At 34.3% G+C, this 25,237-nt stretch carries 34 protein-coding genes; 12 read left to right on the plus strand and 22 right to left on the minus strand.

What is annotated here, in order from left to right:
• Positions 1-71: 71 nt before the first annotated feature.
• The 18 genes from HNP25_RS12405 to HNP25_RS12490 form a co-directional block, all read right to left on the minus strand.
• The gene (locus HNP25_RS12405; protein ID WP_184134560.1) at positions 72-233 is read right to left on the minus strand and encodes a hypothetical protein; all 162 of its coding nucleotides are present in this window, start codon (positions 231-233) and stop codon (positions 72-74) included.
• A 10-nt stretch (positions 234-243) separates the two neighbouring features.
• The gene (locus HNP25_RS12410; protein ID WP_184134561.1) at positions 244-1,110 is read right to left on the minus strand and encodes an adenine nucleotide alpha hydrolase family protein; all 867 of its coding nucleotides are present in this window, start codon (positions 1,108-1,110) and stop codon (positions 244-246) included.
• A gap of 11 nt (positions 1,111-1,121) precedes the next feature.
• Positions 1,122-1,433 (minus strand): hypothetical protein, encoded by a 312-nt coding sequence (locus HNP25_RS12415; RefSeq protein WP_184134563.1) that lies wholly within the window; start codon positions 1,431-1,433, stop codon positions 1,122-1,124.
• Positions 1,420-1,653 (minus strand): hypothetical protein, encoded by a 234-nt coding sequence (locus HNP25_RS12420; RefSeq protein ID WP_184134565.1) that lies wholly within the window; start codon positions 1,651-1,653, stop codon positions 1,420-1,422. Before HNP25_RS12420 ends, HNP25_RS12415 begins: the two co-directional genes overlap by 14 nt.
• 5 nt (positions 1,654-1,658) lie before the next feature.
• Positions 1,659-1,865, minus strand: coding sequence for a hypothetical protein (locus HNP25_RS12425; protein ID WP_184134567.1), 207 nt, complete (start codon positions 1,863-1,865; stop codon positions 1,659-1,661).
• Between the two features lie 319 nt (positions 1,866-2,184).
• A complete protein-coding gene (locus HNP25_RS12430; RefSeq protein WP_184134569.1) occupies positions 2,185-2,436 on the minus strand; it encodes a hypothetical protein in 252 nt (83 codons plus the stop codon).
• 5 nt (positions 2,437-2,441) lie between these two features.
• Positions 2,442-2,663, minus strand: coding sequence for a hypothetical protein (locus tag HNP25_RS12435; protein WP_184134571.1), 222 nt, complete (start codon positions 2,661-2,663; stop codon positions 2,442-2,444).
• Positions 2,644-2,973, minus strand: coding sequence for a hypothetical protein (locus HNP25_RS12440; RefSeq protein WP_184134572.1), 330 nt, complete (start codon positions 2,971-2,973; stop codon positions 2,644-2,646). Before HNP25_RS12440 ends, HNP25_RS12435 begins: the two co-directional genes overlap by 20 nt.
• Positions 2,973-4,043 (minus strand): DNA cytosine methyltransferase, encoded by a 1,071-nt coding sequence (locus HNP25_RS12445; RefSeq protein ID WP_184134574.1) that lies wholly within the window; start codon positions 4,041-4,043, stop codon positions 2,973-2,975. Before HNP25_RS12445 ends, HNP25_RS12440 begins: the two co-directional genes overlap by 1 nt.
• Before the next feature lie 10 nt (positions 4,044-4,053).
• A complete protein-coding gene (locus HNP25_RS12450; RefSeq protein WP_184134576.1) occupies positions 4,054-4,389 on the minus strand; it encodes a hypothetical protein in 336 nt (111 codons plus the stop codon).
• A gap of 376 nt (positions 4,390-4,765) precedes the next feature.
• On the minus strand, positions 4,766-5,134 hold the full coding sequence (locus HNP25_RS12455; RefSeq protein WP_184134577.1) for a hypothetical protein: 369 nt from the start codon (positions 5,132-5,134) through the stop codon (positions 4,766-4,768).
• Positions 5,127-5,345 carry a hypothetical protein gene (locus HNP25_RS12460; protein ID WP_184134579.1) on the minus strand — a complete coding sequence of 73 codons (219 nt, stop codon included), beginning with the start codon at positions 5,343-5,345 and terminating at the stop codon, positions 5,127-5,129. Before HNP25_RS12460 ends, HNP25_RS12455 begins: the two co-directional genes overlap by 8 nt.
• Positions 5,323-6,033 carry a hypothetical protein gene (locus tag HNP25_RS12465; protein ID WP_184134581.1) on the minus strand — a complete coding sequence of 237 codons (711 nt, stop codon included), beginning with the start codon at positions 6,031-6,033 and terminating at the stop codon, positions 5,323-5,325. The genes HNP25_RS12460 and HNP25_RS12465 overlap by 23 nt, the downstream gene beginning before the upstream one ends.
• Complete coding sequence (locus HNP25_RS12470; RefSeq protein ID WP_184134582.1) at positions 6,034-6,321, minus strand: hypothetical protein; 288 nt, start codon at positions 6,319-6,321, stop codon at positions 6,034-6,036.
• 5 nt (positions 6,322-6,326) lie between these two features.
• Positions 6,327-7,802, minus strand: coding sequence for a hypothetical protein (locus HNP25_RS12475; RefSeq protein ID WP_184134584.1), 1,476 nt, complete (start codon positions 7,800-7,802; stop codon positions 6,327-6,329).
• 33 nt (positions 7,803-7,835) lie between these two features.
• The gene (locus HNP25_RS12480; RefSeq protein ID WP_184134585.1) at positions 7,836-8,135 is read right to left on the minus strand and encodes a hypothetical protein; all 300 of its coding nucleotides are present in this window, start codon (positions 8,133-8,135) and stop codon (positions 7,836-7,838) included.
• 808 nt (positions 8,136-8,943) lie between these two features.
• Positions 8,944-9,342 carry a hypothetical protein gene (locus HNP25_RS12485; protein ID WP_184134586.1) on the minus strand — a complete coding sequence of 133 codons (399 nt, stop codon included), beginning with the start codon at positions 9,340-9,342 and terminating at the stop codon, positions 8,944-8,946.
• Position 9,343: 1 nt separating this feature from the next.
• A complete protein-coding gene (locus HNP25_RS12490; RefSeq protein ID WP_184134588.1) occupies positions 9,344-9,607 on the minus strand; it encodes a hypothetical protein in 264 nt (87 codons plus the stop codon).
• A gap of 212 nt (positions 9,608-9,819) precedes the next feature.
• Between HNP25_RS12490 and HNP25_RS12495 the strand changes: the two genes are divergently transcribed.
• The 4 genes from HNP25_RS12495 to HNP25_RS12510 all read left to right on the plus strand — a co-directional run bounded on the left by HNP25_RS12495 (position 9,820) and on the right by HNP25_RS12510 (position 12,789).
• A complete protein-coding gene (locus HNP25_RS12495) occupies positions 9,820-10,263 on the plus strand; it encodes a hypothetical protein (RefSeq protein WP_184134589.1) in 444 nt (147 codons plus the stop codon).
• Positions 10,264-10,519: 256 nt separating this feature from the next.
• Positions 10,520-10,753 carry a 4a-hydroxytetrahydrobiopterin dehydratase gene (locus tag HNP25_RS12500; protein WP_184134591.1) on the plus strand — a complete coding sequence of 78 codons (234 nt, stop codon included), beginning with the start codon at positions 10,520-10,522 and terminating at the stop codon, positions 10,751-10,753.
• Between the two features lie 44 nt (positions 10,754-10,797).
• Complete coding sequence (gene rsmI / locus HNP25_RS12505; protein WP_184134592.1) at positions 10,798-11,472, plus strand: 16S rRNA (cytidine(1402)-2'-O)-methyltransferase; 675 nt, start codon at positions 10,798-10,800, stop codon at positions 11,470-11,472.
• A gap of 48 nt (positions 11,473-11,520) precedes the next feature.
• Complete coding sequence (locus tag HNP25_RS12510; RefSeq protein ID WP_184134594.1) at positions 11,521-12,789, plus strand: lipoprotein N-acyltransferase Lnb domain-containing protein; 1,269 nt, start codon at positions 11,521-11,523, stop codon at positions 12,787-12,789.
• Positions 12,790-13,062: 273 nt separating this feature from the next.
• Here the strand turns inward: HNP25_RS12510 and HNP25_RS12515 are convergent, their stop codons facing one another.
• Entirely contained in the window at positions 13,063-13,806 is a 744-nt protein-coding gene (locus HNP25_RS12515) for a LytR/AlgR family response regulator transcription factor (RefSeq protein ID WP_184134596.1), read from the minus strand.
• A 4-nt stretch (positions 13,807-13,810) separates the two neighbouring features.
• Positions 13,811-14,899 (minus strand): sensor histidine kinase, encoded by a 1,089-nt coding sequence (locus tag HNP25_RS21995; RefSeq protein WP_184134598.1) that lies wholly within the window; start codon positions 14,897-14,899, stop codon positions 13,811-13,813.
• Positions 14,900-15,347: 448 nt separating this feature from the next.
• Here HNP25_RS21995 and HNP25_RS12525 point away from each other — a divergent pair, with 448 nt between their 5' ends.
• Positions 15,348-17,606: a DUF5916 domain-containing protein gene (locus tag HNP25_RS12525; protein ID WP_184134599.1), complete on the plus strand. Its 2,259-nt coding sequence runs from the start codon at positions 15,348-15,350 to the stop codon at positions 17,604-17,606.
• 20 nt (positions 17,607-17,626) lie between these two features.
• On the plus strand, positions 17,627-18,013 hold the full coding sequence (locus HNP25_RS12530; protein WP_184134601.1) for a glyoxalase: 387 nt from the start codon (positions 17,627-17,629) through the stop codon (positions 18,011-18,013).
• Here HNP25_RS12530 and HNP25_RS12535 read toward each other — a convergent pair.
• Positions 17,989-18,858 carry a DMT family transporter gene (locus tag HNP25_RS12535; protein ID WP_184134603.1) on the minus strand — a complete coding sequence of 290 codons (870 nt, stop codon included), beginning with the start codon at positions 18,856-18,858 and terminating at the stop codon, positions 17,989-17,991. The genes HNP25_RS12530 and HNP25_RS12535 overlap by 25 nt on opposite strands.
• 140 nt (positions 18,859-18,998) lie before the next feature.
• Between HNP25_RS12535 and HNP25_RS12540 the strand changes: the two genes are divergently transcribed.
• Positions 18,999-19,637 carry an AlbA family DNA-binding domain-containing protein gene (locus tag HNP25_RS12540; protein WP_184134604.1) on the plus strand — a complete coding sequence of 213 codons (639 nt, stop codon included), beginning with the start codon at positions 18,999-19,001 and terminating at the stop codon, positions 19,635-19,637.
• 147 nt (positions 19,638-19,784) lie between these two features.
• Here the strand turns inward: HNP25_RS12540 and HNP25_RS12545 are convergent, their stop codons facing one another.
• Entirely contained in the window at positions 19,785-20,798 is a 1,014-nt protein-coding gene (locus HNP25_RS12545) for a LacI family DNA-binding transcriptional regulator (RefSeq protein WP_229202852.1), read from the minus strand.
• Positions 20,799-20,991: 193 nt separating this feature from the next.
• On the opposite strand from HNP25_RS12545, the gene HNP25_RS12550 reads away from it, so the two are divergent.
• From HNP25_RS12550 to HNP25_RS12570, 5 genes are all read left to right on the plus strand, one after another.
• Positions 20,992-22,143 carry a galactokinase gene (locus tag HNP25_RS12550; protein WP_184134606.1) on the plus strand — a complete coding sequence of 384 codons (1,152 nt, stop codon included), beginning with the start codon at positions 20,992-20,994 and terminating at the stop codon, positions 22,141-22,143.
• Between the two features lie 153 nt (positions 22,144-22,296).
• Entirely contained in the window at positions 22,297-23,340 is a 1,044-nt protein-coding gene (locus HNP25_RS12555) for a UDP-glucose--hexose-1-phosphate uridylyltransferase (RefSeq protein WP_184134608.1), read from the plus strand.
• A 142-nt stretch (positions 23,341-23,482) separates the two neighbouring features.
• A complete protein-coding gene (locus HNP25_RS12560; protein WP_221432459.1) occupies positions 23,483-24,025 on the plus strand; it encodes a hypothetical protein in 543 nt (180 codons plus the stop codon).
• Positions 24,022-24,714 (plus strand): hypothetical protein, encoded by a 693-nt coding sequence (locus HNP25_RS12565; RefSeq protein WP_184134611.1) that lies wholly within the window; start codon positions 24,022-24,024, stop codon positions 24,712-24,714. Before HNP25_RS12560 ends, HNP25_RS12565 begins: the two co-directional genes overlap by 4 nt.
• A gap of 381 nt (positions 24,715-25,095) precedes the next feature.
• Positions 25,096-25,236, plus strand: a complete 141-nt coding sequence (locus HNP25_RS12570) for a hypothetical protein (protein ID WP_184134612.1) — start codon at positions 25,096-25,098, stop codon at positions 25,234-25,236.
• The last annotated feature ends 1 nt before the right edge of the window (position 25,237 follow it).

Here is a 25,237-nt window from a genome sequence, read left to right on the forward strand (position 1 = left end):
TTAAATAATGGTTTAAATTTTTCAGCTAAATCAAATTCTGTCCTTGCTTCAATTGGGTTATTAAAATATGCTTAGATGGCATAACCCTTTTTGAGTTCTTCTAAATATTGGGGATGTGAATCTTGTAATGGCTCATTAAAGCAAATGGGATTTTGCTTCATCATTTCTCTTTTATCGACCCGAAATTTTTCCATCTTTATTTGCCGTTCTAGGGCTGACAATAGTATTTCCATTGAGTTTGAATTAATAGCTTCCGCAGTCGCACGGAATGGGTTCATAATTTTCTACTATTTTATACTTTGCAAAGACTTTCTTGAAATGTGGATAATGCTCAGTGGCTGGTATATGGTCACTTCGCATCTTCTTGAAAATTGGTTCAAGCTGCTCTAAAAAAATTGGCTTTTTAATACCTTTTGTACTTACCATTTTGATTGAGAATCCTATTATTTTTTCAGTCGACTTAGCCTTTTCAAAAATCTTTGGATACAAACAAAATACAACATACCAATGCTGTAAACCAGCCTTCAAACATCCAATACAATTAGCGTGTTTGAAAAAATCATAAACTATGGGAGGTTTAATGCCTAATTCCGAGGTTGAGAATATTGTACGATTTTTCCAGAACTTTAGCGGATAATCAGACTTTAGTCCCATGCTTTTAATCTTCTCATACCGTCGCATTACTCGCTCATCTTCGGTGGCATCAAAACCATAGTAAATCACGGTTTCTGACTTTAAATACCTATCAAAAAACAGATTGTGGTTTTCATAAGTGTTATTATCTATCCAGTCTTCAAAAGGCTTTGTTTTTAGTCTTGAGGTACATAACATATTCCGATTTGCATTGATAAAACTCTTAGACTTTATTGATACGTCAAACTGGTCAGGTAATTCGTAATCGTTTTGGATGTTATCAATGTTGGCGTAAGTAATTTCTATACCTAGATATTCCGATAGCTGACTTTTAAACCGCTTAATGTCTGGCAACTCTGTGATTGGATTAAGATTGTGATTCAGTAAAATAACGTTCTCTTTACCAAAGCGTCTTACTACTTCTATCGCTACTAAACCAGAACTATGACCACCTGAGAAACAGATTATATGATTCATGATTATTCATTTTATGATAGTCTATATTTTATCACTTGGCACTTTAACCCTGACTTGTGTAAAACTTTGCAGTAGTAATTTCCCACGAATTCAATTATTGTAACAAGCTCTGGTTGAGACCATTGCTTATTAAGATAATATTCCTTACCAATCTCAAGATTATTTGATTGAGTATGGCATTCTATTGCTGTTAAGGCTAACCATTCTGTTTTACCGTCTGAATGTTGTATTTCAATCTCTTCAGCCCTAATTCCGTGTACTATAAAGCTTTGGTTTGGAAATTTTGGGGATAATACTTTATCCCCAATTTTATAGTTGTGCATCTTTGCTCCGTTTTTTCTTACCGTTCACATTGTATTCTTTCCCGATTCTTTTACCTTGATTGATTAGCCATTTGCCCAGCTCTCGCATTTTCTTAGGTGTTATTTGCACTTTACCTTCAAATGCTAATTCTAAGTCGACTATATCCCAATCTCTTTTTTCCTTTTCAAGAATTTGAACAGTAATTATTGAATCAAACTCCACAGATTCTTGTACAACCATGACGATTAATTTTCAGTTAGTGGTACAATTTCAAGATGTTTGATTGATACTAAACCTCGTTTGCCTTCAATTTGGCACACCTCTTCACCCGATGGCAATTCGGTCACTTCCGACAGAATACGAGTGGTACATGGATTTAACTTTGTGCCGTCTTCTTTTATGACTGCGAAATAAGTTACTAATTGACCGATGATAACTTCTGATTTTTGCATTGTTTGAATTGTTTATTTGTTTGAAAACACTTTAATTAATCTTTAAACTTTTTACGATTGTGCCTTTCGGTAGAATGATTTCATGAAATTTACCTGAGTAACTATTCTGCATGATAATTCGGTTGATGGTGTCTCTACTCTCTAAAGAATATTGAAGGCTGCCATATTTGTGGATTATTATATCTTTCCTTATTGTATTTTTATAAGGACTTTTCATTTCTAAGTGTTCGTAGATGATTATAAAGAACATATAAGTTAAAAAGCCCAATGCTGTAACTTTTATGACTTGGCTAAACAACTTTATCATGATATTTTGAGGTTAACGTTTGTTTCGGTCTTGAATTCCCTTTATAACTTTTTCAAAATCTTCTTCTTGTTTCTTGAGATAACCAACCGCTGCGACAATAGCAGATTCAATCGTTTTATGATATTCTGGTTCGATTTCCGCTATTTGGAGAAAGTTTTCTCCACGATTGCAAACTTTAATAAAGAAGCCATCCTCAACATCGTGATTAAAGACTACTGTCTTTTCTTTGATTAATTTTTCAAATTGTTCTAATAATTCGCTCATTATTTTTAGCAGTTTTTCAGCATAAAATGCAGTGTTAAATACTTCTCTTTTTCTTCAAAAATTGTTTGATAATCATTCAACTCGCAAACTTTCAGGCATTCATCTAAAAAATCAATTTTGGTTTGATAAATAGCCATCGCTTTTTCATAATCCTCTTTACAAAGCTGTCCTAAAAGTTGAATGGAGCTTATCTGAAGTGCTGTTTCTTTACCGCTTATATTTTTCATTTGATTTTTCGATGTATGAATTAATTGAAAGTATAATTTTGATAATGCTTAATCCAGATAGAAAAAAATTCATCCATAAGAATAAGTAATGCCTGTAGCCCCAGTTGAAATACTTGTCAAAACTCCCGTCTTGAGCTTGTTTTAAGATATATTTGTTACTCGGATTATCCCATTGCATTGTCATACCGACTTTTTCATCACCAAAAAAACCTGAAGCTTGTAGGTAATCAGCCAAAAAACTCATACTGATTGCGGAGCTGAAAAAGAGTAATATCCAGATGGCTGTTAATAGAAAATATTTGTCTTTCATCACTTTATGATATTTATTCGTTCCGCAATCAATTGTACCATTTTCGCAGTGACCGCATTACCAATCATTTTATAGCGGTTGGTTTTGGCAATTTCCTTTGTCATTTCTTTGCCACTTTTCGTGTAAGTACCATACCGAGTCCAATCGTCTGGAAGTCCTTGGCAACGCTCGCATTCTATTTCGGTAAGCCTTCTGATGGTATTTTGAAAGTATAAGTGCGTGTTTTGCTCAAATGAACTTGAAGTGATAGTACCTAGATAATCCTTCAAATCTGACTCAATATAACCCCGACCCGAAGTGATAATTTTGGCTTTATCTTCCAATCTGCTTCCTGCCAATGTTCCTATTATTCCGTTTGGGTCAAAAACTCTATCTTGTTGTTTATTCGAGTTTTTACCGAAATTATTTTTATTGGAAACATCTTTAATAAGGGTCATTGAAGAGTGATGTCCTCCTGAGTTGGCACCGGCTGTAATAGTTCGAATAATTGGGGAGTTTGTTGCCCTTTCAGCAGTCCTAAAATCTGATTCGGTGAAAGGGAATACTCCTGGGAAACTTCTTCCATCAAGATGTCCAATAAGGAAGATACGTTCCCTATTTTGGGGTAGAATCCACTTTGAATTAAGCAATTGCCATTCAAATCTATAACCCCGTAGGTTGGCAAACGCTTGCAGGATTGCCCAAAAATCTCTGCGAGCATTGCTGGAGAATGCTCCCTTAACGTTTTCCCAGATAAATACGCTTGGTTGGGTTTCAGAAATAATTCTAATTGCTTCCATGATAAGAATACTTTCTGTTCCTGCAAGCCCAGCTCTATTTCCAAGTAATGAGAAATTTTGGCAAGGGCTTCCAAAAGTGAGTACGTCGGGTTTGTAGAATTGTCTTGCGGAAACATTGGCAACTGGCCCAAGAAATTTTGCTCCATGAAAGTTGTATTTAAAATTTGCGATTGCGTGTTTGTTTTTTTCTGAAAAGTAATGTTCTTTAATGTTATATCCTGCATTCTGAAAGCCTATTGAGAAGCCACCAGTACCAGCGAAAAGCTCTACCATTGAGATGTCTTTTTTCATAAAGTTAAACTTAACAAAGGATGGCAAAAAGAGTTTCTGGCGTACAATCAAGGGATAAATCTAAGTGTATAAAACTTTTACTAGATTCATCTTTAACACATAAAAAGTACTTGACGGTACTCCCTGATGAGCTAATTACAAAATCAAAATCAGGATGATTGACGTTAACTGTTTCATTAGTTTTTTTACAAGTAAATGTGAATTCTGGATGTTCTAACAACCATTTTTGATGAAGAAAATATGAAATCTTATGCAATGCCCATTCAGGCAAAGTATCGCTCAATCCAGCTTGACAGCGAAGTGTATTTTGTAAAATCAACTCTGATGTAATTTCTAGTACTTTCATTTTTTGGGAAAATGTTGATTAAATGGTAAAGGGTTTAAATTCTAAAAGCTCTTTAAAATCGGTTATGGTCTTACTAATTATATGGTTTGAAGAATCAACCTTGTAATTTATTTTAACCTGATTTTCATCAATAAAAAAGAAGCGAAACGGTATTGAACCATCGTAGAATTCTTCGTTATGAATCACACAATAGATATTCATCAACCCTTTAGAATCGTATGTAAATTGAATGTTTCGTTTCACTAATTCATTTACACATTGGCTGATTAGTGTTTTTTTATTAAAGGAAAATAGCTGCCTAATTCCTAAAAAATCTATTAAAAACAGTATAAACAAAATATAAAATAGATTGCAAAAGATGTGCCATGTGGATAAGTCATTTATCATTTTCTATAAAGGGTTTAAGTTTCAAAAGCTCATCCATGGTTGTTATAATCATCTCATCTTCTGGCTCTCCAAAAAAAAGAAGTACCTCATTATCAGAGCGAAATGAAATGTAGAAATTAGTAGCTTGTTCGGGTAAATGTCCTATCCAACCACCAGACTCCGAAAAATAAACTACAAAGGGAATACGCCTTTTTGTTAGTTCTTTGATACATTGCTGAAAGAGCGTTTCTTTAATTTTTGTTCGCTTTTTCGTAATGTAGATTATTGCCAATATTGGCCCTGAAATTATTACCAAAAAAAATGCGATAATTTTAGCCAAAATTGTGATGAAAAAATCATCTGTAGAATTGTTACTCATAGCTCAATTTGGTTTTGGTTTGGTTGATTCTAATATTACTTTTAAGCTTACAATTTTCATCTGTATTAAGTAATCTGTTTCCTAATACATCACATTCAATATCTACAATATTCAAGCTGTGAAAGTAATCTTGTAGGTCTTGTTTTTTTGACTCTTTAGTGGCTTCTCTTTGTTGGTGTCCTGGTCTTTTAGGAATGGTAATTATCATCATTTGGATACTTTATTTTGAGGTAAACGATTTCAAAAAGGAGTTCTAAAATTGGCATCAGGAATGCCATCGTTAGTACAAAATTCGATTTTTGAAGGCTTGTAACTTGCGACACTGAAGCAATGAATTCGTTAGAAACCTTCATGTTAAAATTGATAGCTGAAAACAAAACTTGGATGGCAAACACTATCAGCATTATTAAAATAGCGTAAATCCGTAAGGAGTTATTAACGTTTTGTATCAGCATGATTAGCGGAGCAAATACTACGACAATAGCGACACAAAAAGCGACAAAATGAATGTCGTGCATTTGTATCAATACGCTAAAAACGCTACTAATACTATAGATTTTCATTAACCCGATATTGATTAGTATCAACCAAGACTTATCGCTTTTTCGCTCATCTTTCGTTACTAAAACGTCACTAATTTTGCTTGTAACTTCTTCTTTGTCAGATTTTACCGCAAAATTATCGTCACTAATTCGCTCATCTTCCGCTAATGTTATTTCCTCTGTTTTGATAGAAGAAATATTCTTTGCACGTTCTAAAACATCACCTTCCCATTTTGAGCGATACACTCGCATTGTCGATGATGGATAGCCCAATTCTTTCGCTACATCCGCTGCGGTTTTTCCCTTTGAAAATAGGTTAAATACTGCTTCTTTGTCTATTTTATTGCGGACTGCCATTTAAGTGTTTTTGTTTTTTTTGAAGAGGTAATGTTCATAATCGTCAGGCTGTCGCCAATGGTCTGAGTCAAAAACTTCTAGCAGTTCATCACTCTGATTATCAATCAACCAAGCATATCCAACTTCCATTCTTTCATGTATTGTTTTGATGTACTCTTTTGCCTTTTTGGGGTTCAATCGGTTGATGAAACTATAATGCGTTTTTGTTTCGCCAGACTGTAAAATTATCCAAACCCTAAACAGCGACTTTTCGGGGTGTGGTTGTCGTTCTTTGGTAGAGGTACTCAAGTTGGTTATAATTTTAAACCGTTCTTAGAAAGGTTTTTAGGATTGGTCAAAAACAAATTGAAAGCCTTCAAAATCATTTGTTTGTTAACTGTGCAACGTTCAATGTTTGCCTTCCAGTAGGCAATTAAATCAATCATTGAATGTATGTTTTTGATGTTCCGTGGTACTTTTCCTGTCTTTACAGACTTTTCAGCAGCTCTCAAAACCTTGCGGTCTTTATTCAGCTTGTTTTTCCTGAATCTGTCATAGGCTCTGAACAAACCATGAGCAAAAGTTCTATCGAAAAACACTGCTGGATTAGCGTGAATATAGCTATCTGGCTTATTATCAAGCTCTTCACGTGTCATTACAACTAATTCCTTCAAGTCCTCAAACAATTTATCCAAGAAAAGCGTAGTGCAGTTTGGATTTTGAACATAAGGCTGAAACCAATTCAACCATATCGTGTTGAGAATCAATTTTTGTTGAGTTTTACAAGATTCTCGGTGTTTTGGATACAAAATCGGCATAGCGTATCGGTACAATTCAACCGTTAATTCCAATGATTTGGCTCTAATTTCACCATTTTTAGGCTTTTCAACAGCGTTATCCACATTTTGAGCGGTGTTTTCTGATGATTGTACTTTTTCAGTGCTTGAAGGCTTACCGAAATATTTGCCCTTTATTTGCTCGCTACGGGGAGATATGTCATTTTCGACCCCGCCCGCCGTTTGGGTATTATTTTGGGCTTGTTGCCCCTCCAAATAACGTTTTAGGTAAGGATTAATGTTAGCAGGTTGACTCTCTTCATTTGTTCCTGTTTCTTGTTCCTGAATAACTGTAAAGTTATCCGCTTTTCCACAAGGACTAGTAGTAGTATTATGCTTTAGCATTGTTCCTTTAATAAAAGGTGGATTGCAATTTGCAACCAGAGGCAAAAGGGGCGATTGGTTTTGGTTTTCCAAATTTTGAGGTTTTTGCCATTTTTTTTCGGTTTCCGTTCCCCAATTTTCGATAATTTGACCCGTTAAAATCCAAGGATTTATCAAAATAGTATAATCTTGATAAAAACCATGAAAAATTTTACGCATCAACACACCACGACCTTCACCAAGGTCAACCTTACATAAAAAGGACATCGCTCGCCATGCTGTTGACTTCGCTTCTACACCCACTCGCTCAATCAAATCCAGATTGTTTAAGTATAAATTGGGCAATAATTCGGGGTTTTTATCACCCCATCTTTTAAGCTCTAACGTGTAGAATTTATTGTAAAATGCGTACAAAATCCTGTTCGCAACATTGTCACGAGTAAGCCTAATTTTGCTTTTCAAGTCCTCACGTGAGTTATTATACGTTTCCTTAAAAACCCTATAACGCTCGTGCATTGGGCTGAGCGAAAAAGAATTTCCAGTTTTAACACTTTTGTTATTACCTGCCTTCCCTTTCTGGGAAGAGATGGGCAATTGTACAATAGGAACAATGTTAGGTTGTGATAACATTTTGCTAAATTATGATTTGAATTCTATACCGACTTAATTTATGGTATCTACTACTTCTTGGTACAATGACTCAAAGAAGTCTTTTTTCATAGGATTAGTACTACCAAATCTATCAGTAATTAGAACATCTGAAGGTGTAAACTCATAAAAACCAACTCCTACAATCGGTATCAAATAACATTCATCATTGGAATGAGTTACTGCAAGTCCTTTATAGGTAAAATGCCAAGGCATACCATTTACAATATTACCGCCATTGTCTTTGCCAAATTGTACAAATTCTTCAAAGGTAATTGCCTCTACTACTACAGGTTTTTTGATGTATTTAGCCATTTTAAAATTAAGTTTAAAAGAGGGAGGCTTCTCACACCTCCCCTTTCCACACATTTACTTATTTACTCTACTTCATTTGCAGTGGTGGGGAGAATCGAACTCCACTAAATGAAACCGCCATTTCATGTTCCCAGACTAAGCACTTTGCACCTACTTAGACACCACCTCGTTTAATTTTAAAAAATACCCCTGAAAATCAGGGGATTTTATATAAATATTCTGATACTAAAAAATCTTTGGTTTTAATAATTAGCTCCCGAAAATCGGGAGCAATTCAAATCAAAACCACATCTAATTAATTATATTTCAAAAGGTTAAGGTTTAATAAATTCCCCTAAGCAAAACTTAGGGGATTTATTTATTACCTCTACACCTATTTAACTTCGGACAATAAATTGTAATGAATTCCTAGGAAAAACACGTTGGTTTTTCGCATCTTTATCTTCGATAGGGATAAATCTCCCTTCTATTGGCAAAACTTTAATTTTTTGACCTTGTTGAAAACCGTGGATTGGCAACGTAGTAGTTGCAATGAAAGTAAGATTCATCGTTGTGAGTTAAATTTGATGGTTGAGTATATCATTAATGCAAATCCAAAAAGAAAAAAGGCTATGGATAGCTTGAAAAGTGCTATCAAAAAGCAAACTATAGAGACCAATCCAAAGAGGTATTTCATTTGATGATAATTTTAGACGTTTGGCACGCTTTCAGATTGTGTAAAGGGCAAACTAAAACCCCATCTTGCTCAACCATTTTTGTACCCAAATGTGGGCAAATATTGTCTTTGACTTCTCGACCTAAAAATTTGTCATACCACTTGTAGTATTTCAAACCCTTTAAGTGACCCCCAAATACTTGTTGAATCTCGACTAGGAGGATTCACACCAGTAGTTAGCCTAACACATTTCTTTTGTTTAACTACCAGCTCAACGATGCAATTCCAATCAATGTCTTCTTCATTAGCACATAGAATGACATTCGTTCTACCATCTTCATCAATCTGATATTTTTCGGTCACAGCTTTAGGCAAAAAGAATCTACCATCAATATGATAATGCTCACCTACAACACCCAGCTCAGGGTCAGCGTGCTTTTTGCCTATTATTGGAATTATAGCACCATCTTTCATTCTGGCACATCTTACAGGGTAACTTTTACCTACAATTAGTTGCGTATTTTTAGAAATTGGGATTAGCTCTGCTTTCATCTTACACACTCATCGGGAGTTCTTCACCGATTAATTGGAAAAACTCATAAGTTCCGTTGAGCTTCCATTTTCCATTAACTTCCACAAATAGTTGCTCCAATACTGCTTCCTCCTTTGAATCAAAGTTGTATTCTGAGTTACGGATTACATTAACGAATCTCGTTTCAGCAGACTCAGGTAGTAGTGCCTTAAAAGCCTTTTCAACTCTTCTCCTATCAGAAGGAGAAAGTTTTTTAATTTTTTCTTTAACGTCTATATAACTCATATATAATTTTTTTTATGATGGTTATACTTTTTTTATGACAAGTAAAATTCTTTAAAAAAAATATAGGGGTAAATGAAATTTATATTGTCATTAAACTATATTTACATGAATTTTAAACGAATCTTAAATGAATCTTAATTAAATTATAATTCAAAGTAAACTAATTTACTTTACATTGTCAACTAATTTAGTTTAAAATATTTATACTTAATATGTCAAAATATCCTATAGGCTTAATAATCAAGGATTTAATAGCTGAAAAAAATTTATCAATTTCCATCATCTCTAGTACTTTAGGTATTTCAAGACAAGCTGTCTATCAAAGTTTCAATCGAAAAACGATGGATAAGGAAGACATTGAAAAATGGGCTAAAGCCTTAGAAACTACATCGGAAAATATTCTATCAAAAATTGATGGCAAAAAGGAAGAAAGTGAAGAAAATCATTATTTAATTCAAATTCTTGAGAGAATTGAAAAACAAATGTCAGAGCAATCAGAGCAACTAAGGAGAAAAGATGAGCAAATAAGTCAACTACTTCAAACAAACAATGCTTTAGTTATGAGTAGTTTAAAAAAGCATAATCCTGCTCCAGACGAACATAGTGCCGCAAAGATTATTTCTTTATTGCCAAAGGTTGAAAAAGCAATAGCATAGCTAACCGCTTTATTTTTTTTCAATTTTTGGTGGCATTACTGGAGGCAGGATGTTACATTAATATGTAACCTGTTCATTACTAGGCTTAAGGTAGGATTATTTAGTTAATTATGTAGAGCCTCACTCTCTACAGGGTTAGTTCAATACTCATAGTCATCAAAAGCCTGTCTACAAGACAGGCTTTTCTTATTTTATCTCTATCTTAAGCTAACCTTTTTTGTTTTATGGAGTTTTCTTAACGTTAAACATTAAAACTATGTGGATAGAAGAAGACAATAAATTGAAAAGAGAATTTCTTTTCAAAGATTTTTCAGAGGCTTTTGCCTTTATGACTCGTGTGGCTTTCTTGGCTGAAAAACAAAATCATCACCCTTTCTGGACAAATGTTTATAATAAAGTAAACATAGAACTCAATACGCATGATGCTGGAAATATCATTACTGAAAAAGATTACAAATTAGCTAAAGCGATAGATTTGTTGATTCTTTAATCAGTCTGTATTTCATTTCCACAGGCTTAAATTCCCCAATTATTATGAAATTATACCTTGTTCCCACGCCCATCGGAAATTTGGATGATATTACTTACAGAGCTGTAAAGGTTTTACAATCTGTTGATGCTGTTTTAGCTGAGGATACTCGAAATTCTGGGATATTGCTAAAACATTTAAACATATCGAAACCATTGTATGCACATCATGCACACAATGAGCATCATGGAACAAATGGCATTATTAAATTATTGAAAGAAGGAAAAGTATTGGCATTGGTGTCAGATGCGGGTACGCCTGCTATTTCTGACCCTGGATTTTTATTAGTGCGTGAATGTTTAAAACAAGGCATTGAAGTAGAATGCTTGCCTGGTGCTACAGCTTTTGTTCCTGCTTTGGTGAATTCTGGCTTACCTGCCGACCGTTTTATCTTCGAAGGTTTCCTTCCTCATAAAAAAGGCAGACAAACTAGACTTAAAAGTTTAGTAGAAGAAGAACGAACAATTATCTTGTATGAATCTCCCCATCGACTTTTAAAAACACTTGAACAATTAGCGGAATTTTTAGGAATAGACCGCCAAGCTTGCGTTTCTCGTGAATTAACGAAAATTTTTGAAGAAAATATCAGAGGTACATTATCTGAAATACTTTTGCACTACCAAAGCAATCCAAACACAATTAAAGGTGAAATTGTGATTATTGTTGCTGGTAAAGCATAAAATTTTATTATTTTAGGGGGTTAATTCATCCCAAATCCAAACTAATCTATGAAATACCTCTCTTCATTGAAACATTTAATTCTGATTTTCGCCTTCCTGATTTCTACAAACATCAGGACAGAAGCTCAAAACCTTTCCGCAAACAGTAAAGTAAGTTTAATTACTGTTGAACCAGGCAATGAGCTCAACGATGCTTTCGGACATACTCTTTTATGGATTTATGACCCTGAAAATCAAATAGATAAAGCTTACAATTTTGGTGTTTATGACTTTGAAACGGAAAATTTCTATTGGAAATTTGTTAAAGGTCAACTTCCTTACAAAATGTCTTATGCGCCTTTAAGGGCTTATCAAGAGTATTATCAACAACAGCATCGCAATATGACTGAGCAAGTACTTGATATTTCGGCTAGTCAAAAGCAAATTGTTTATAATCATCTTGAAAATACTTATAACGACCCTAGTAAAAGAGTTTACATGTATAAATTCTTTTACGATAATTGTGCTACAAGAGTAAGAGATGCAATGATGTTGGCTTGTACTGATAGTGTTCATTTACAGAATATTGTAGAAATGAATGATAGTACTTATCGGCAATGGATGAACAAATGTTTAATCAGAAAACATCATTATTGGTCAGCTTTGGGAATGAACATTGCCTTAGGAGCTCCTGCTGATGAAAGAATTTTACAATTCAAAGCTTGTTATTTACCTGAGAATTTGCAAAAAAGTATGCGTGCTGCTAAAAGAATGACGCATCACGTTTTACGCTTTTTAGTTCGTTCAGAAAATCAACTTTATTCAACTACGCCCATCGACGAAGAGCCTCTTTTTATATTTACTCCGAGGTTTTGGCTATTACTCGTACTCCTCTTTACAGGTTATAAAACCTATTTTCATTGGAAAAGGCGGCAAAAAGGATATTCTTTTGATAAAGTACTCTTTTCAATCGCTGGTCTAATCGGTTGGTTATTGCTTTTCTTATGGTTTGGAACAGATCATGGCGTAACCAATTACAACAGAAATTTATTATGGGCTTTTCCACTACACCTTCCGTTGATGTGGTTTATGCAAGAACGTAACGGTAGTTATTGGTATGGCTATTATTATATTTTTATAGGTTTGTTACTTGCAATGGGCTTGTTTTATGCCGTTCAATATTCTTGGGATATTACTTTATTGGTTTTAATTCTTATCATCAGAGCATTTTATCATGCAGGCTTTGAAAGAGAACATAGAATGACGCAAACTAAATTCCGCAAAATTATTAAGGGAAGACGTTTGGAAGTTATTCATAATGAGCATAATCTTGAGTAAAAAGATTCAAACTTTCATAATATGAGTCATCACGAATTTTCTCACAAAAAAGCAAGTTTTAAAAGATTTCAATGTTTTTTGTATTTATTCTCGTCCTTACTTTTTGCCTTGATGCAAAAAGTAACAAAAAAATCAAGAATTCCTAAACTCGCTTCGCTCAAACAGTAGGAATTCGTTGTCCATCAATCATAAAAAAGCGGTCGAAAAACTAATTTCGACCGCTTTTTTATGATTTTAAAATTCGGGATGACTCATGTTTATAAATAGCAAAATTTATTTTACCGCTAATACTCCTGTTTTATAAATCTTTTCTAAAATTCCATCTCTGAAACTTCTGCCTACTGGTAAGCTTTTCCCAGAAACAATTAAATCTCCCGCTTCAATAGAAGTTACTTTGGCAATTGAAACAATAAATGATTTATGAATTCTTGCAAATTGTTCAGCTGGCAAAATATCACCAATGCCATTCATGGTTTGATAAGTAACAAAAGTACCCGTCAAAGTATGAATTCGGATGTAATCTTTTAAACTTTCGATGAACAAAATATCTGAAAAATTTATTTTTACGATACGTTTATCTACTTTGATAAACATTGCTTCTGGACGTTCGTTTGTATTTAATTGAACAGAAGAACTGATGGTTATTGGTTGATTTACATCGTTTTCTTTCGATACAACCTTGTTTACAGCTTTAACAAAACGTTGAAAAGGTATAGGTTTTAATAAGTAATCAACTACGCTCAACTCAAAACTTTCAACGGCATAATCACGATAGGCTGTTGTAATGATTACTTTTGGAGGATTGTGGAGGCTTTTCAACAACTCCATTCCATCTAAAGTAGGCATTTCAATATCTAGAAAAAGTAAATCTATGTCTCCTTTTTTTAAATAATTAAAAGCTTGAATACCGTTTTCACAACGCCCTACTAATTCAAGGCTATCGATTCTTTCAATAAAAGTTTCTAATACATCCAATGCCAACGGCTCATCATCTACTATAAGGGTTTTCAATTTCATGTGCCTATTTTAAAGGAATAAATAATGAAATAACGTATTGCTTTTCAGTAGGTTCTATATTCAATTCGTAATTATTCCCATAAAGTAAAGCCAATCTTCGCTGAACATTTTTAAGCCCTAAACCTTTGTGTTTTTTACGATTTGAACTGTTATCGAACCTAGGATTTACAACCACAAAAAGTAATTTTCCTTTTAAGATTTTTAATGTAATTTTCAAATCTAAAATACCTGTTTCGTGCGAAGTTCCGTGTTTGAACGCATTTTCAATAAATGGTAACAAAAGAAGTGGTGCAAGTTTGCGTTGTTCGATACTTCCTTCAATTTCAAAATCTAAATTTAAACGTTTACCGAATCTCAAACTCTCTAAATCTAAGTAATTTTGAATGTGTTCTATTTCTTTTTTTAAAGTCGTTTCATGGCTGTCTGACTCATACAACATATAACTCATTAATCCTGAAAGCTTTACTACTACTTCTGGTGCTAAATCCGATTTTTTGATGGTCAACGAATATAAATTATTCAACGTATTAAAAAAGAAATGTGGCTGAATCTGAGACTTCAAAAACTCCAATTCGTTTTTTACACTTTGTCCTTCTAATTCTTTGATTTTTTCTTGATTATCAATCCAGTCTTTCGTAAGTTTCAACCCGCTGGTTACTCCTAAAACCGAAAAAGTATCAAACATTCTTTTGGCTGTAGGTTTGGGGTCGAATAAAACATTAGGATGATAACCTACTGGACAATAACTGATTAGAATTAAATGGTTGATAAGTGTTTGAATAATAGCCACCGAAAGCAAAGTCGATAAAACTAAAAATACAAAATATTGGAAGTATTTGCCCGTGAGTAAAAAACGGGGAATCAAATAATAAATATTTCCATAAACCAAAATAAGGTAAAATGGGAGTTTTACCGAATATTCAAATATTGCTTGTGTGTAGTTATTGAGCAAAAAACCAAAGTACAAAATATTGTACAAACTTAACACAAGCCAAAAAAGAGAATGATATGCCCATCGCTGACTAAGTACTCCTTGAGCCGGGAGATCAGTAAAAAATGCGGTTCTATGTGGAAATGAAGCAGTTGATTGCACGATTTATAGCTTTTTATTGAGAAGATAGTATATCAAATTTATACAAAAAATTAGTAAAAAGATATTCTTTTCGATAAACAGTAAAACAAATTGGCTCTAAACAATTTTGCTGCATTTACGTTATTGGTCGAAAGTATATTGTTTTTTGGCGAATTTATCTAAATCCATATACTATTTATACTTTATTTGCGAACTGTAATCTTTTGAATTACAATTCATCAACATAAAATTTTATAGAGTAAAGTTCAAAAGCTCCGAAGTAAACGTAAAAAATTGTGTTTATTACGGAGCTTTTTTTTAATAATCTTCTCAAAAGATCTTTTTAAAATAAGAAAATAATAATTAATTTGGTTAAGGGGTCTAGGGACGTAGCTTTGCTGTGTCCCTAATTTTTGTGACCTCAAACCACTTTTCAGTAAAAAAAACCTCTTTATTAACACTATTAATTATGCGATATTTTTACGTTCTGGGTTTATTTTTTTGTTTTAGTCACCTAATTCAAGGACAAGAAATCTTCTTGCCAGATTCTATCAAAAAACAAACACAGGCAGTCCGTATTGACCATTCTATTAAAATTGATGGAAAATTAGATGAGTCTGCATGGAACACAGCAAAAGTTATCACTGATTTCGTGCAAGTTGAGCCTTTTCAAAAACAAATGGCTTCACAAAAATCTGTGTTCAAATTACTATACAATAAAGATTATTTGTATGTAGCAGCCATTTTACATGAACCTTTGGGCAAAAAAGCATTGCGTGTTACTAATCTTCAACGAGATTTTGAATATGGTAGAAGCGACCAAATAGGTATTTCGATAGATGGTTTTAACGACGAACGAAATGCCATGATTTTCATGACTAATCCTTATGGTTCACAAAGAGATTTACTGGCTTTCGACGACCAAGTTTTTGATGAAGATTGGGACGGACTTTGGCGTGTGCGTACTTCCAGAACTGACACTGCTTGGATAGCTGAGTTTTCAATTCCTTGGCAAACACTGAGATACCAAAGAAGTTCTGATTTTAATACTTGGGGAATCAATTTCTTCAGAATGAGAAGAATGACCAACGAACAAACGATTTGGTCGGCTTTGCCACGTTCATTTACGCCTGCCAGAATGCAATATGCTGGAAAATTATCCAACATTTCGCCACCACCACCAAAAGCAAATATTAGGTTTCAGCCTTATTTGTTAATTTCCGAAGACAAATACGATGGCTCTGAGTTTTACGACCAAAAAAATGGTTCTAAAGTAAAAATGGGCGGAGAAATAAAATGGGCAATTACACCAAATACTGTTCTTGATTTAACTTACAATACAGACTTTGCCCAAGCTGATGCCGACCGACAAGTAAATAATCTTTCAAGATTATCGGTTTTCTTTCCTGAACGTCGTCAGTTTTTCTTGGAAAATGCCTCTCTTTTTGCTGCTGGATTGAGTCCCATCGAAGAGTATTTTGGTGGTCAGCAGCGTATTCAACCTTTTTTTAGTAGAAGAATTGGCTTAGATGCCGAAGGAAATCCTGTGCCAATTGTTTTAGGAGCAAGAATTGTAAACCGTTCTACCAAAAGCAATACTGGTTTTATGTATGTCCGTCAAAAAGGCAATGAAATTAATAGTGCTACGGATTTCTTAGTTGGTCGTTACTCTCAAAATATTGGAAAACAAAACCGAATTGGTGGAATTGCTACTTTGAAAAACGATAGTGACCATGCCAATATCACCGCTTCGGCAGATGGATTTTTCCGTATTAATGAAAGTACAAGTATCAACACGATGGCAATGACTTCTAAATCTACCAATGAAAATTCAACGGGTTTGGCGGCACATTATCAGTTATCGCACAGAGGAATTGATTGGATGTACTGGCTGACACAAAATGTCAATAACAAAGCTTTTAATCCAGAAATGGGCTTTGTTTCTCGCCCCGACGTAATTGAAAATTCAGCTGGCTTCTATTGGCTGAACCGTGGAAAATGGCTTCCAAAATTTGTAAGAGCTTTTGAACCAGGCGGTTATTATTTGAATTATTACTCCACAACTACGGGCAAACTCATTGAACAACAATGGAATACCAACCCAATTTGGTTTACCTTACAAAATGGAGGTGGTTTTGGAGTACTGACAAATCACTTCTATCAATTGATTGATTATACCGATGGAAGCGATACTTTATCGTTTTTTAATGTGCCAATTCAAGGAGGAAAATTTAAATACGACCGCTACATGATAGTTGCTGAAACGGATGCTTCAAAGAAAATTTCACTTTCGATGAACGTTGATTTCGGGAAATATTATAATGGTTCTTTAACTACTTTCTCAAGTACGTTTAGGTTTGCTCCTATTCCGCATATTTCGATGGAAGCACGTTTTACCAATAATAGTTATAGCAATTTAGGCGTTGATAAAACCGCTGGCAATAATCAATTATACACCATTTCAGGACGTTTCGCCCTGAATCCAAGAGTGCAGTTAATTGGCTTTTATCAGCATAATTCTATCAGTGATTTTGATGTTTGGAATGTGCGTTTTTCTTGGGAATATCAACCTTTATCTTTTTTGTACTTGGTGTTTAATCAGCGTGGTTTTAATGATTTTCAAACGCAATTATCAAACGATGGTTTAACCAGAATCAGAACGAACCAATTGGCTCGTCAGCATGAATTACATTTAATTGCCAAACTTTCGTATTTGAAACAATTTTAGTATTTAATGGTTTCGGCAATATGAACAGAGAAGAAAATTTACGAAAAATTAGACCGACCATCAATCTTGAAATACAAGCTGAAAGCGAAGTAGAGCAATTTCAAAATGAAGTATTAAGACCAATTCTGAAATTACAAAATGATTTATTGATGCAGGTTTTTATTCAATATTGTCATCAGCGAAAGGGATTATTTTTTAAGCTTTCTGAAAAAGATAAGTCATTATACATCGACCAATCTATCAGAAAAGACATGAAATTTAAGCATTATTTAGAAGGAATTATTGCTGGACATTTTACCCTTGAAGAGTATCAACTTTTCTTACAAAACGAAGAAGAACTAACCAAAAGAATGATTCATTTATTGATTCAAAGATTACAAAGTCAACTTCTTTTATTAACTAAGTAAATACCGAACAGCACTATCATTCCGCCAATGAGCTGTTCGGTTCTTAGTATTTCGTTCAATAGAAAAAAAGAAATTATAGCAGTAAGTACTGGTTGAATTAATAATGTGGGCGAAACAATAGCAGCAGGAATAAAACCCAAAGCATAATTGATACAAAGCCAACCAGCCAAATGGCAAATCACACCCGAACCGATAAAGGCAATCCAAGTTTTTTGATTGAAGTGAATCATCTCTAAATCTTGCTGCCAACAGGTAAGTATCGAGAAAAACAAACAAGCCAATAAAGACCAAGCCATAAAATTGACGGTATCTACTTTTCCTCTGATTCGTTGCGTTATCAGCATATAGCCAGCATAAAAAACAGCAGCACTTATCGCCATTAAATGTCCAAAACCTACTCCTGAATTTTGTAAAATATCTTTTCCTGCAACTAAAAAAACACCAACCATCGCCACAGAAAGCCCAATCCAATAGATTTTAGGCAATTTTTGTTTGAAGAAAATCAATGTTCCTAAACCCACAAAAACTGAAGCATTATTGGCTAATAAAGTAGAAACCGAAGCAGAAGTACGAAGAATAGACAAATTCCAGAGGCTCATATCAGCCACAAATAAAAATCCTGCGAAAACAATCAGTAATAATGTTTTGCCATCAGGAACTTTGATGCCTTTAAAAACCCAAATAGGCAATAAAACTACAAAACAAAAAAAGTAACGATAAAAACCAGAAGTAAGGGCTGGAGCATCTGCCATTTTTACAAAAATTGCTGACCAAGCGATGCAAAAAACGCCCAAAAGTAAATATAGATAAGCTTTAAGTGGAATTTCGGAATTTTGAGTTTTCAAAATATTGTTGATAACGTATGAAGAATATTCCAAAATTACCGAAATTGTTTATTATTTACTTAGAAGTAGCGATTCTTAATCAACTAACAATAGAAAACTAGGAGTTTTTAACCCAAAAATAATCACTCCATAAAATCCGAATGACAGAAAAACAACTCTTTGAAATCCTTAAACAAAAAGAATCTACCACACTAGAATATAAAAGTAGAATTGATAGTCCTTATAAAATTGCACGTACATTGGCAGCCTTCGCCAACACTTCTGGTGGACAATTAATTGTTGGAGTAAACGACGATAAATCTATAAAAGGTTGTTCTGAAATAGAGGAAATGACCAAAATTATTCATGCTGCTAACGAGTTAGTCGTCCCTCCTATTGATATTATTTACTCATCCGTAAAAGTCGAAGGCAAGCACAACATTCTGATAATCAACATCAAAGAAGCAGAAAGTAAACCTCATGAAACATTGGATGAACAACAAAATCGTAGCGTTTATGTAAGAGCTAACGATGAAACGACACCTGTAACGAAGGAAATGTCGCAAGTGATGATTAAAGCAGAAAAGGACATCGACAAACAAATGTTGGAGCAACCAAATGTAAAATATTTAATTACTTATCTAAAAAAGAATACCAAAATTACCGCAAAGGAGTATGCCAAACTGGTGAATATTTCTGCTTACAGAGCTACCAAATTATTAGAAGCACTTACTTATGCAAGTATTTTGCTGATGCTGTCGAGACAAAAACCAACGCAATTTGTACTTCGGAAATGGTGATATTTTGTGGCTGTCGGGTTTCAGCTCTCAGCTTTCGGATGTCGGACATCGGATTTTATTTTAAAATCTTACAAAAATTGAAAGACTATAAAAAAAAACAGACATCCGAAAGCTGAAATCCGAAAGCCGACATTACATATCCTAAATCTAATGTATTACCAGTTCCGTATCAATAATAATTTCTTCAGGAATTAGCGTTTTATATTGCTTTGCATCAATGATTTTCAACAATAAAAGGGCGGCTTGTTCGCCCATTTTGTAGGCAAATTGTTCTACCGAAGCCATTGGCGGATTATCCAAATAAGCAGTAATTGGCAAATTAGCAAAGCTTACAAAATGAATATCTGTATTGGGAACAATTCCTTTTTGCCTACAACTTTGCATCGCAAATAATGCCACATAATCATTAAAACAGAGTACCGCTTGTGGTCTTTCAGACAAAGCCATCAACTCCTCCATTTTCTTAAAAGTATCTTCCTTCGTTAAATCTGTCGATTTAATATATTGCTGAATAATGGGCAAATTCAAGGACTTTAGGGCTTTCCAATAACCTTCTAAACGTTCGTTAGAAATCTCTAAATTAGAAGGTCCATTCAAAATAGCGATTTTTGTAATTCCTTTTTTTGCCAGAAAAGAAGTCGCCTCAAAAGCAGCTTCTACAATATTACCTCTTACTTTATTGACAGCTACATCTTTGGGAACTCTATCAAAAAACACCAGCGGAATTCCATAGTTTTCTAGTTCTTTAAAAGAGTAATATTGTGTAGTTTCGGCAGAAATAGAGGCAATTACGCCATCAACACGGCTACTGATAAAAGACTTAATCGCTCTATTTTCTCGCTCTAATTTATCTCTCGACTGACTGATGACTACATTATAACCTTTAGCACTAATTACGTCTTCAATGCCCGTAATTGCCTGAGAAAAAAACTCTTCTTGTAGATGTGGGAAAACCACACCAACAGTATAAGTTTTGTTTTTTCTTAATAAAATCGCTGCGGGATTTGGCACATAATTCAAGCGTTTGGCTACTTCAAAAACCTGTTCTTTGGTTTTAAGACCAATTCGAGGATGATTTTGCAAAGCCCTCGACACCGTAGAAATGGCGATTCCTAATTCCTGAGCAATATCTTTTATCGTTACTTGACTTTTCTGCATCATCTTAAAGGTTGAATGTGTAAAATTAAGGAGATTTTGGGAGTTTGTGCAAAATTTGCGCAAATGTTTGTAATCATGTTTCAAGCCTATTTTTTGGTAATTTTCTGTTAAAATTCATCATCAAGACAAGATTCACTAAATGAATATTTCTAAAAAATATCGTCCTTTGAATTCTAATTTAATCTTACGCTCATAAATGTATCCAGAAAATATCATTGCCAAATTTCAAGAACAATTTTCAAAAGAAGCTTCTTTAGTCGTTCGTGCTCCAGGACGTATCAATCTTATCGGCGAACATACTGATTACAACGATGGTTTTGTGTTGCCAGCGGCTATTAACAAAGCAATTTATTTTGCCATTTCACCACGTGAGGACGAAATCTGTAATGTCTATGCTTTTGATTTAAACAGTAGCGATACTTTTAGTATTTCAAGCATTCAAAAATCAGATAAAAGTTGGGCAAATTACTTAATCGGAGTGGTGGATGAACTTCAAAAAGCTGGACAAAAAATTAAAGGTTTTGATTTAGTTTTTGGTGGCGACATTCCTTTGGGTGCTGGTGTATCTTCATCTGCTGCTGTAGAAACAGGTTTAGCTTTTGCCTTAAATCAACTTTATGATTTAGGTTTGGAAACCATGCAAATGGTAAAAATCGGTAAAGCTGCTGAAAATAATTTCGTTGGCGTAAACTGCGGTATTATGGATCAGTTTGCCTCAATGTTTGGCAAAAAAGATGCTGTAATTCGTTTGGATTGTAGAAGTTTGGCGTATCAGCATTTTCCATTATCATTGCCAAATCATACCGTAATTCTTTGTAATTCGGGCGTAAAACACTCTTTGGGAGATTCTGAATACAATACTCGTAGATTAGAATGTGAAGAAGGTTTGAGCATCTTATCAGGAATCTATCCAAACGTAAAAAGTTTTAGAGATTTAACGTTGACGATGGTGGAAGAAGCCAAAACAAGCCTTTCAGCAAATGTTTACAAGCGTTGTGTGTATGTAGTGGGGGAAATCGACAGAGTAATTGTAGCTTGCGAGGCACTTGAACAAAATGATTTGGAAACCTTCGGTCAAAAAATGTACGAAACGCACGACGGACTTCAACATAATTATGCCGTTTCTTGCGAAGAATTAGACTTTTTAGTGGATGAAACTCGTAACGATGACGCAGTGGTTGGCTCAAGAATGATGGGCGGTGGTTTCGGTGGTTGTTCAATCAATATCGTTGAAAAAAGCAAAGCAGAAGATTTTCTAAACAGAATCAAAAAAGCCTATCAAGCAAAATATCATAAAGAATTAGTGACTTACGAAGTAGCCTTAACAAACGGAACGGAGCTTATTTAGTTGTGATTGAGTGAGTTAGTGAATGAGTTCTTTTTAATTTCATCAAGTCAAAATATTCAAAACTCAATTTCAGAAATTAGAACGGAGTAAAATAATAAAAATTTACTTTAGATAACCGAAAGCTGAAATCCGACATCCGAAATCCCAAAAACAATGAATCCAATTTTTGAAGAACATCCTCACAGAAGATATAACCCACTGACAGACAGCTGGGTATTAGTTTCGCCACATCGTGCCAAACGTCCGTGGCAAGGACAAGTAGAAAAAGTAGCTGGCGATGACCGTCCAGCTTATGACGAAACTTGTTATTTATGTCCGACCAATACTCGGATGAACGGAGAAGTAAATCCTGACTACCAAGACGTTTACATTTTTAATAACGATTTTGCAGCCTTGTTGGAAGATACTCCTCCACATAGTTTTGAAGAAGACGAACTTTTCAAAGCGGAAACAGAAAGAGGTTTGGGAAGAGTAATCTGTTTTTCGCCTCGCCACGATTTGACCGTTCCAGAAATGGAAGAAGCGGCAATCAGAAAAGTGGTGGACGCTTGGGTTGATGAGTATTTGACGCTTGGCGGAAAAGACTTCATCAATTACGTTCAGATTTTCGAGAACAAAGGTTTTGTAATGGGTTGCTCGAATCCGCATCCACATGGACAAATTTGGGCATCGTCGTCAATCCCAGACGAACCGATGAAAAAACAAATAGCTCAATTGAAGTATTGGCAAAAAAATCAACGCTCTTTATTGGCTGACTATATCGAAAAAGAATTATTCAAGCAAGAAAGAGTATTGTTTGAAAATGAGCATTTTGTAGCCTTAGTACCTTATTGGGCGGTTTGGCCATTTGAAACGATGATTGTTCCTAAGCGAAAAATGGCAAGAATTTCGGACATGACCGATGCTGAAAAAGACGCCTTTGCGAATGCTTATAAAAGATTGACCGTTCGTTATGACAATCTTTTTGAAACCTCTTTCCCCTACTCTGCTGGCGTTCACCAAGCACCAACCGATGGCGAAGCACATGACGAATGGCATTGGCATTTTGTGTTTTATCCGCCATTGTTACGCTCGGCGACTGTCAAGAAATTTATGGTAGGTTACGAAATGTTAGCCAATCCACAAAGAGACATCACGGCAGAAAAAAGTGCAGGAGTACTGCGAGCCTTGTCAGAAGTACATTATAAAACTAAGTAACCCAGAAAAGCTGTTCCGAATGAAAATTTAGAACAGCTTTTTTGTTTATTAAATAATTCACGATTTGCGATTTGCAAATCGTGAATTATTGTATCTTTGTTTTGAAAACATAAAATGAATTCGTATGAAAAAACATAATGGAATGCGTCCACAAGATATAGTCATTATCTTGGACTTAATATCAATGGAACTATCTGATAATGAAGAAGTTTCTTCTGTTGAACAGCCTAACGTTTCGATTCAAAATAAAAATATTGCATACAGTTTAAAAATGAGCGAAGCAGAGGTTTCTGAATCGTTAAGAAGGTCTGAGTACGCAGGACTTATTACCGACATAAAAACAAAGAAAGTGAATCAAAGAGCCTTCTTGGCATTTCTATTAAATGGGCTGAAGTTCGTTTTCCCAACACATCCAGGAGCATTGGTAAGAGGTGTACCTACAGCTCACTCTGCCATGCCTTTGTCAAAAGGTATCATTTCTGATGAATTATTCGTGTGGGAAAGTTCAGAGGGAGAAGCAAGAGGACAAGCTATTATCCCCCTATATCATACAGTTCCAGACATTGTAGGACAAAACAAAAAATTATATGAGTTGCTATCTTTAGTAGATGCTATTAGAACCGGAAATGCCAGAATTACCAATATAGCTTCTCAGGAGTTAGAAAAAAGAATTTTACAGACATGAAAAATAACCATAACAATATTATTAGAATAAAAGTACTGGCAGAGGCTTTTAGCAGTTTGAGTAATAAAATCGTTTTCGTTGGTGGAGCTGTTGTTGAACTTTATTGTGACGACCCTGCCAGAGCAGAAGTACGACCTACCAATGATGTTGATGTTGTAGTAGAACTTCATAACAAAGGTTCTTATGCAATTTTAGAAGAAAAACTACGGAAAATGGGGTTTAAAAACGATGTATTTTCTGGGGTTATTTGTCGTTATATCTATCACGATATTGTTGTTGATATTATGCCTGACGATGAGAATATATTAGGATTCACAAATATTTGGTACAAAGAGGGGTTACAAAACAGTTTAACTTACAATTTAGACGATGGACTAAATATTCAAATCTTTCCTCTTGAGTTATTTCTTGCCTCCAAATTTGAAGCACTCAATTCAAATAGACATGGAAATGATTATCGCTTAAACAGTGATTTTGAAGACATTATATACATTTTTGACAATCGTTTAAAAATCAAAGAAGAAATCATAAACTTAGAAAATGATGTAAAACTATTTCTTCAAAAGTCGCTTTCAACACTTTTAAAGCGTCCCTACATAGAAGAAGAAATCTCTTCAAACTTAGAAATATCAAGTTCAAAAGCCAGAACAGCCAGAATTTTATCCATTTGGAAAACAATAATTCTTTGAAAAATATAGAAAACTTGTTCATTTATTTCCAAAATCAGTCTGTTTCCTAGATTCACTCTATTGCAAAAACTAATACATTAATCACTTAAAGATAATATTATGGATTTACACGTTCGAGTAAAAGACAGTGAAGCGGCATTTTTAAAAGAATTACTTGCCTAATTCGATTTCATAAGTGTCAAAGAAATTCAAGACACTGAAGTTTTGGAGAGTTTGGATAGCAGTATTAACAAATGAAAGACATGAAAAAAGGGAAAGTAACAAAGCCGTATTATTTTGTAATTTTAGATTTAGTTGGCTTCTTGATATTTCAAAACCTCATCAATTAATGAAAATTATTTCTGTTTTTTTAAGCCTAATCATTTTTCTCTCGTTCTGTAAATGCCAACCGACCGAAGAGTAGGCAAACAGCAAAAAGAAAACACTTTGGGCATTTATCGCATGATGATTCGTACTCGTGTGGTAGAAATAAAGCAGGTTTTAGTCGAGAGTCGTTTATTGTACAAGAAGTACGTCGATTAAG

Source organism: Arcicella rosea, assembly GCF_014204325.1.
In the GTDB taxonomy this organism is placed as follows: Bacteria; Bacteroidota; Bacteroidia; order Cytophagales; family Spirosomataceae; genus Arcicella; species Arcicella rosea_A.

Excerpts from the sequence above, each read along its gene's own strand:
- HNP25_RS12405 (WP_184134560.1), bottom strand. The coding sequence starts at position 233 with ATGGAAATACTATTGTCAGCCCTAGAACGGCAAATAAAGATGGAAAAA.
- HNP25_RS12410 (WP_184134561.1), bottom strand. The coding sequence starts at position 1,110 with ATGAATCATATAATCTGTTTCTCAGGTGGTCATAGTTCTGGTTTAGTA.
- HNP25_RS12415 (WP_184134563.1), bottom strand. The coding sequence starts at position 1,433 with ATGCACAACTATAAAATTGGGGATAAAGTATTATCCCCAAAATTTCCA.
- HNP25_RS12420 (WP_184134565.1), bottom strand. The coding sequence starts at position 1,653 with ATGGTTGTACAAGAATCTGTGGAGTTTGATTCAATAATTACTGTTCAA.
- HNP25_RS12425 (WP_184134567.1), bottom strand. The coding sequence starts at position 1,865 with ATGCAAAAATCAGAAGTTATCATCGGTCAATTAGTAACTTATTTCGCA.
- HNP25_RS12430 (WP_184134569.1), bottom strand. The coding sequence starts at position 2,436 with ATGAGCGAATTATTAGAACAATTTGAAAAATTAATCAAAGAAAAGACA.
- HNP25_RS12435 (WP_184134571.1), bottom strand. The coding sequence starts at position 2,663 with ATGAAAAATATAAGCGGTAAAGAAACAGCACTTCAGATAAGCTCCATT.
- HNP25_RS12440 (WP_184134572.1), bottom strand. The coding sequence starts at position 2,973 with ATGAAAGACAAATATTTTCTATTAACAGCCATCTGGATATTACTCTTT.
- HNP25_RS12445 (WP_184134574.1), bottom strand. The coding sequence starts at position 4,043 with ATGAAAAAAGACATCTCAATGGTAGAGCTTTTCGCTGGTACTGGTGGC.
- HNP25_RS12450 (WP_184134576.1), bottom strand. The coding sequence starts at position 4,389 with ATGAAAGTACTAGAAATTACATCAGAGTTGATTTTACAAAATACACTT.
- HNP25_RS12455 (WP_184134577.1), bottom strand. The coding sequence starts at position 5,134 with ATGAGTAACAATTCTACAGATGATTTTTTCATCACAATTTTGGCTAAA.
- HNP25_RS12460 (WP_184134579.1), bottom strand. The coding sequence starts at position 5,345 with ATGATGATAATTACCATTCCTAAAAGACCAGGACACCAACAAAGAGAA.
- HNP25_RS12465 (WP_184134581.1), bottom strand. The coding sequence starts at position 6,033 with ATGGCAGTCCGCAATAAAATAGACAAAGAAGCAGTATTTAACCTATTT.
- HNP25_RS12475 (WP_184134584.1), bottom strand. The coding sequence starts at position 7,802 with ATGTTATCACAACCTAACATTGTTCCTATTGTACAATTGCCCATCTCT.
- HNP25_RS12480 (WP_184134585.1), bottom strand. The coding sequence starts at position 8,135 with ATGGCTAAATACATCAAAAAACCTGTAGTAGTAGAGGCAATTACCTTT.
- HNP25_RS12485 (WP_184134586.1), bottom strand. The coding sequence starts at position 9,342 with ATGAAAGCAGAGCTAATCCCAATTTCTAAAAATACGCAACTAATTGTA.
- HNP25_RS12490 (WP_184134588.1), bottom strand. The coding sequence starts at position 9,607 with ATGAGTTATATAGACGTTAAAGAAAAAATTAAAAAACTTTCTCCTTCT.
- HNP25_RS12495 (WP_184134589.1), top strand. The coding sequence starts at position 9,820 with ATGTCAAAATATCCTATAGGCTTAATAATCAAGGATTTAATAGCTGAA.
- HNP25_RS12500 (WP_184134591.1), top strand. The coding sequence starts at position 10,520 with ATGTGGATAGAAGAAGACAATAAATTGAAAAGAGAATTTCTTTTCAAA.
- rsmI (WP_184134592.1), top strand. The coding sequence starts at position 10,798 with ATGAAATTATACCTTGTTCCCACGCCCATCGGAAATTTGGATGATATT.
- HNP25_RS12510 (WP_184134594.1), top strand. The coding sequence starts at position 11,521 with ATGAAATACCTCTCTTCATTGAAACATTTAATTCTGATTTTCGCCTTC.
- HNP25_RS12515 (WP_184134596.1), bottom strand. The coding sequence starts at position 13,806 with ATGAAATTGAAAACCCTTATAGTAGATGATGAGCCGTTGGCATTGGAT.
- HNP25_RS12525 (WP_184134599.1), top strand. The coding sequence starts at position 15,348 with ATGCGATATTTTTACGTTCTGGGTTTATTTTTTTGTTTTAGTCACCTA.
- HNP25_RS12530 (WP_184134601.1), top strand. The coding sequence starts at position 17,627 with ATGAACAGAGAAGAAAATTTACGAAAAATTAGACCGACCATCAATCTT.
- HNP25_RS12540 (WP_184134604.1), top strand. The coding sequence starts at position 18,999 with ATGACAGAAAAACAACTCTTTGAAATCCTTAAACAAAAAGAATCTACC.
- HNP25_RS12545 (WP_229202852.1), bottom strand. The coding sequence starts at position 20,798 with ATGATGCAGAAAAGTCAAGTAACGATAAAAGATATTGCTCAGGAATTA.
- HNP25_RS12550 (WP_184134606.1), top strand. The coding sequence starts at position 20,992 with ATGTATCCAGAAAATATCATTGCCAAATTTCAAGAACAATTTTCAAAA.
- HNP25_RS12555 (WP_184134608.1), top strand. The coding sequence starts at position 22,297 with ATGAATCCAATTTTTGAAGAACATCCTCACAGAAGATATAACCCACTG.
- HNP25_RS12560 (WP_221432459.1), top strand. The coding sequence starts at position 23,483 with ATGCGTCCACAAGATATAGTCATTATCTTGGACTTAATATCAATGGAA.
- HNP25_RS12565 (WP_184134611.1), top strand. The coding sequence starts at position 24,022 with ATGAAAAATAACCATAACAATATTATTAGAATAAAAGTACTGGCAGAG.
- HNP25_RS12570 (WP_184134612.1), top strand. The coding sequence starts at position 25,096 with ATGCCAACCGACCGAAGAGTAGGCAAACAGCAAAAAGAAAACACTTTG.